Source organism: Geitlerinema sp. PCC 9228, from assembly GCF_001870905.1.
Taxonomy (GTDB): domain Bacteria; phylum Cyanobacteriota; class Cyanobacteriia; order Cyanobacteriales; family PCC-9228; genus PCC-9228.
Genome location: NZ_LNDC01000071.1, coordinates 1 through 3,653 on the forward strand (window position 1 = coordinate 1; position 3,653 = coordinate 3,653).

The 3,653-nt window shown below is 47.6% G+C and carries 4 protein-coding genes; 1 reads left to right on the plus strand and 3 read right to left on the minus strand.

Going from position 1 to position 3,653, the window contains the following annotated elements:
- The coding region (locus AS151_RS22490; protein ID WP_211517537.1) for a hypothetical protein at nucleotides 1-285 on the plus strand (285 nt) is incomplete at its 5' end.
- A 371-nt stretch (nucleotides 286-656) separates the two neighbouring features.
- On the opposite strand, the gene AS151_RS05560 is transcribed toward AS151_RS22490, so the two are convergent.
- The 3 genes from AS151_RS05560 to larC form a co-directional block, all read right to left on the minus strand.
- Nucleotides 657-1,478: an alpha/beta hydrolase gene (locus AS151_RS05560; protein ID WP_071516061.1), complete on the minus strand. Its 822-nt coding sequence runs from the start codon at nucleotides 1,476-1,478 to the stop codon at nucleotides 657-659.
- A 64-nt stretch (nucleotides 1,479-1,542) separates the two neighbouring features.
- Complete coding sequence (locus AS151_RS05565) at nucleotides 1,543-1,998, minus strand: NUDIX hydrolase (RefSeq protein WP_084639423.1); 456 nt, start codon at nucleotides 1,996-1,998, stop codon at nucleotides 1,543-1,545.
- Nucleotides 1,999-2,080: 82 nt separating this feature from the next.
- Nucleotides 2,081-3,295, minus strand: coding sequence for a nickel pincer cofactor biosynthesis protein LarC (gene larC, locus AS151_RS05570; RefSeq protein ID WP_071516063.1), 1,215 nt, complete (start codon nucleotides 3,293-3,295; stop codon nucleotides 2,081-2,083).
- Nucleotides 3,296-3,653: the final 358 nt, after the last annotated feature.

A 3,653-nucleotide genomic window follows, 5' to 3' on the forward strand; every position in this document is an offset into this window, starting at 1 on the left:
CAATCTTTAAGAAAGATGGCTACGACTATCAAGTCAATAAAAGTCAATTATTGTCCAGTAAACAACCTATTAGGAAGTAGCAGTGCGGATACGACACCAATGGGATTTCCTGTTTCCTCCTACCATTTCTTTCAATTTTTGCCAGGGATCGTTGGGGTGCTTTTTTTGAGGCGCTCACGGGTGGCGCCACTACCAGGGAAATTGGAAAATCCTAGAAAATCATTTTTTTCAGAAACTCGAAGGCTGTATTGGACTTCATCCTATTTCCTTAAAAGTTTGCAATAAACGATCGGGGTGTGGTTGTAGGAGCGCTGACGCGTTGCGCCCCTACAAGGGCAATTAGAAAATTTCAGACAATCATTGTTTTTCAGAAATGGTAGAAATCCGAGATGGGGAAACCATAATTTTTCTGTAGGGTAGTAGGGGTAGGTACGGGGGATTGATTTACATTGGATTTCGTGTCAGTAGGGCAACCACACCGAAATTTTCCGTGATACCAAATCCGTCCTGGCAAGCTCCGATCGTGCCAGCAGGTAACAATCCCCTGTTGTCCTTCTTGTAAAGGGGAACGGTTCGGGTTATGTTTGTGGTTTAGCAATATCAGATTTCGTATGATTCACCATGCAGAGAATTATGGTTTTTGGGTTGCGGATTCCCTATGATTTCTTTTCGTTTTGAGAAATAAACTTGTCAATATGTACCAAAACGAGATTGGGATCGGGTTCGTTGCCTAGGCTACTGCCAGATGGGATAATTTGAGTTTGGGCGTGGGGAATATTTTCCCCATAGGCACGACTTTGAGTTTTGATGTGAGTTGGGTCGCCGTCATTGTATAAAATGAAAACTGGCATTTGCAGCTCGCCCAAGCGAGATTGTAGTAGTTCCGATTGCAATTCCGCCGATCGCCTTTGGTAAAGCAACATGCGGGGAACGCGAAACTCCGTTAGTTCGTGCTTTAGCCGACGAATTTCCTTGGTAATGCTGTAGCGTTTTAGCAAGCGTGCCATCGGTGCGATCGCTTGAAAAAGCCACAGTTGCAGCCGTTTGCGCCAAATATTGCGATCGCGCCCTTGTTTTAATAGCTGTAAATCCACACCAATCGGCTGCCAAAGCACCAATCCTTTCACCTGGTCGGGATTTTGTAAAGCATAGGTAGCCCCAATCCAAGCTCCTAGGGAATTGCCCACCAAATAAATCCCTTCAGTATTGAGTGTTTGGAGAAATTCTTCCAGACATCGCACTTCCAAATCAATACAGTAGTGCATTTTGGGGCGTTCGGAATCGCCAAATCCTAAAAAATCTAGTGCCAAACAGTGATACTGCTGCCCTAATTTCTCCAAAGCAGGCAACCACTGACTGCTATCTTGCCAGCTCCCGTGTAAAAAGACCACCATGGGGCGATCGCTGCTGCCAATTTCGCGCCAAAAAATTTGCCCCTGAGACAGTTGAATTCGAGAATTTCGTACGGCTATATGCATGCAATTTTTCCAGTTGCCCACCAATACAAACTTACAAGCTGGCGATCGCTGTGGTTTGCTTCAATTATGCCAAAGTCGTTTTGCCAGTTAAATAATCTTGTAACTGCTGTGCGTGGTCGTGGCATAAGTTTTCTTGGGGAAGGGAATCCAGCGAAAACGCCCGTACATCTTGAATTTCCAGGGTATCCCGAACCTGCATTTGCCCATCCACATCCGCTTCCACCACCACACAAATAGAATGGATGCGCGGATCGCGGTCTGGGGCAGAATAAACCCCTACCAAACGGCGAATTTTCACCAAATTTAACCCCGTTTCCTCTTCTAATTCCCGCCCGGCAGCCACAGCAATCGGTTCTCCCCAATCGATAATGCCCCCTGGTAATCCCCATTCTCCCGTATCGCGACGCTGAATCAAAACCAAACGCCCATCGGGAAGAACCGGTACAATGGTAGTACCGGCAATGGGGTGGCGAAACATTACTTTGAGGACAGTACGAACATATTGCCAGAATCGACGCATATGAAAAACCATATTTTCGATGAAAATTTTTATCTAGAAATTTAGAAGCATAGAAAGCTGGGCACCGGGGAGCATCAGCCAACTACGCTTTCCCTTCTTCCCCATCTTTTCCCCAAACCTGCATCACCGTTCGATACACCTCATACCAAGGAAGATTGTGCGATCGCGCAATTTGGGCGCAGTCTTCGTACTCCGGTTGTACGTTGAGAACTTCGCCGTGGCCGTCTGTAGCTACTTTAACCCGCACTTGCCCCCATGGGGTGGTCGCGGTTTGAATTTGCCGCTGCAAGACCGAACGTTGCTGGAGAAAAGAACGAATTCCCAAAGTCGTTGTTTCCCGGAAAAGAATTTTCTCGCAGGAAGTTTTCAACTGGGGCGGGCAAATGACCGTTAGCAAAATGCCAGGGCGGGATTTTTTCATACCGATGCCTTGGGTAAACACATCCAATGCCCCCGCCGCAAATAACATTTCCAAAACATAGCCAATCGCCTGAGGGAATAAATCGTCAATTTGCGTTTGCAAAACCGCAATCGTCTCTGTTGTTTCCCCAGATGCCGTCGTTTCTCCCAACCACAACCGCAGCATATTGGGCAAAGATAGCTGCCGCGACCCAGCTCCCCAACCCACTTTTTGCAGGGTCATTGCCGGTGGAAAACCAAAATTTGTAGCTAAAGTCGTCGCGATCGCAGCGCCTGTAGGCGTTACCAATTCTTTCTCAATACCATTGCTATAGGTGGGAACCTGTCGCATTTCCCACAACTTCAACACCGCCGGTACGGGAACCGGCAACCTACCGTGAGACGCTTTCACCGTACCGCCTCCCACAGGCAAAGCCGAACAGTACAAATCCTCAATTTCCAACCAATCCAATCCCAAACAAGTTCCCACAATATCCACAATGGCATCCGTCGCCCCCACCTCGTGAAAATGGACCTTTTCCACATCCACACCATGAACCGCCGCTTCCGCCGCCGCCAAACGACGGAAAACCGCCAAACTCCAATTTTGTGCTCTGTGGGGGAACTGACCTTGCTGGATAATTTGTTCGATTTGCGGTAAATGGCGGTGGGGTGGATGTTCGTGGGTGGTTTCAGACGATAAATCTACGTGAACTTTGGTTCCCTGCTGCCCCTGATAGCAAACCGTTTCCGCCCGCAGTTCGTATTCATCCGACATCCCCAGCCGTTCCAACTGCTGTTGTAAATAGGTCAAAGGAACCCCTGCATCCACCAAAGCCCCCAAACACATATCCCCAGCAATGCCTGTGGGACAATCTAAATAAGCAATTCGTGGCATATCTTTTCGTTCGCGATCGCTAGCAAATTTCACTATAGCAAGATAACTTTGGTTGCGGACAGAGCATCTCATCCTATTTCTAAAAAACAATGATTTTCTGGAATTTTTCAATTTCCCTGGTAGGGAGGCAACGCGCGAGCGCCCCTACAAAAATGCCCCAATTATTTCTTGCATACTTTTAAGAAAATGGTAGAAGCGCACTGAGTGTGGGAGATAGGGAGATTATGGAAATACAATTTACTTTTGTCTCCCATGTCCCCATGCCCCATCACCTCTCACGGAAAATACCTCGATACGTTTGGAAGCCCTGTCGCTTTAGCGCAGGGAGGAAAAACGAACGGCGACTTTAGTCGCCTAT

Bases quoted from the DNA above. Each gene is read 5' to 3' on its own strand.
- AS151_RS05565 (WP_084639423.1), bottom strand. From the start codon at position 1,998: ATGCGTCGATTCTGGCAATATGTTCGTACTGTCCTCAAAGTAATGTTT.
- AS151_RS05560 (WP_071516061.1), bottom strand. From the start codon at position 1,478: ATGCATATAGCCGTACGAAATTCTCGAATTCAACTGTCTCAGGGGCAA.
- larC (WP_071516063.1), bottom strand. From the start codon at position 3,295: ATGCCACGAATTGCTTATTTAGATTGTCCCACAGGCATTGCTGGGGAT.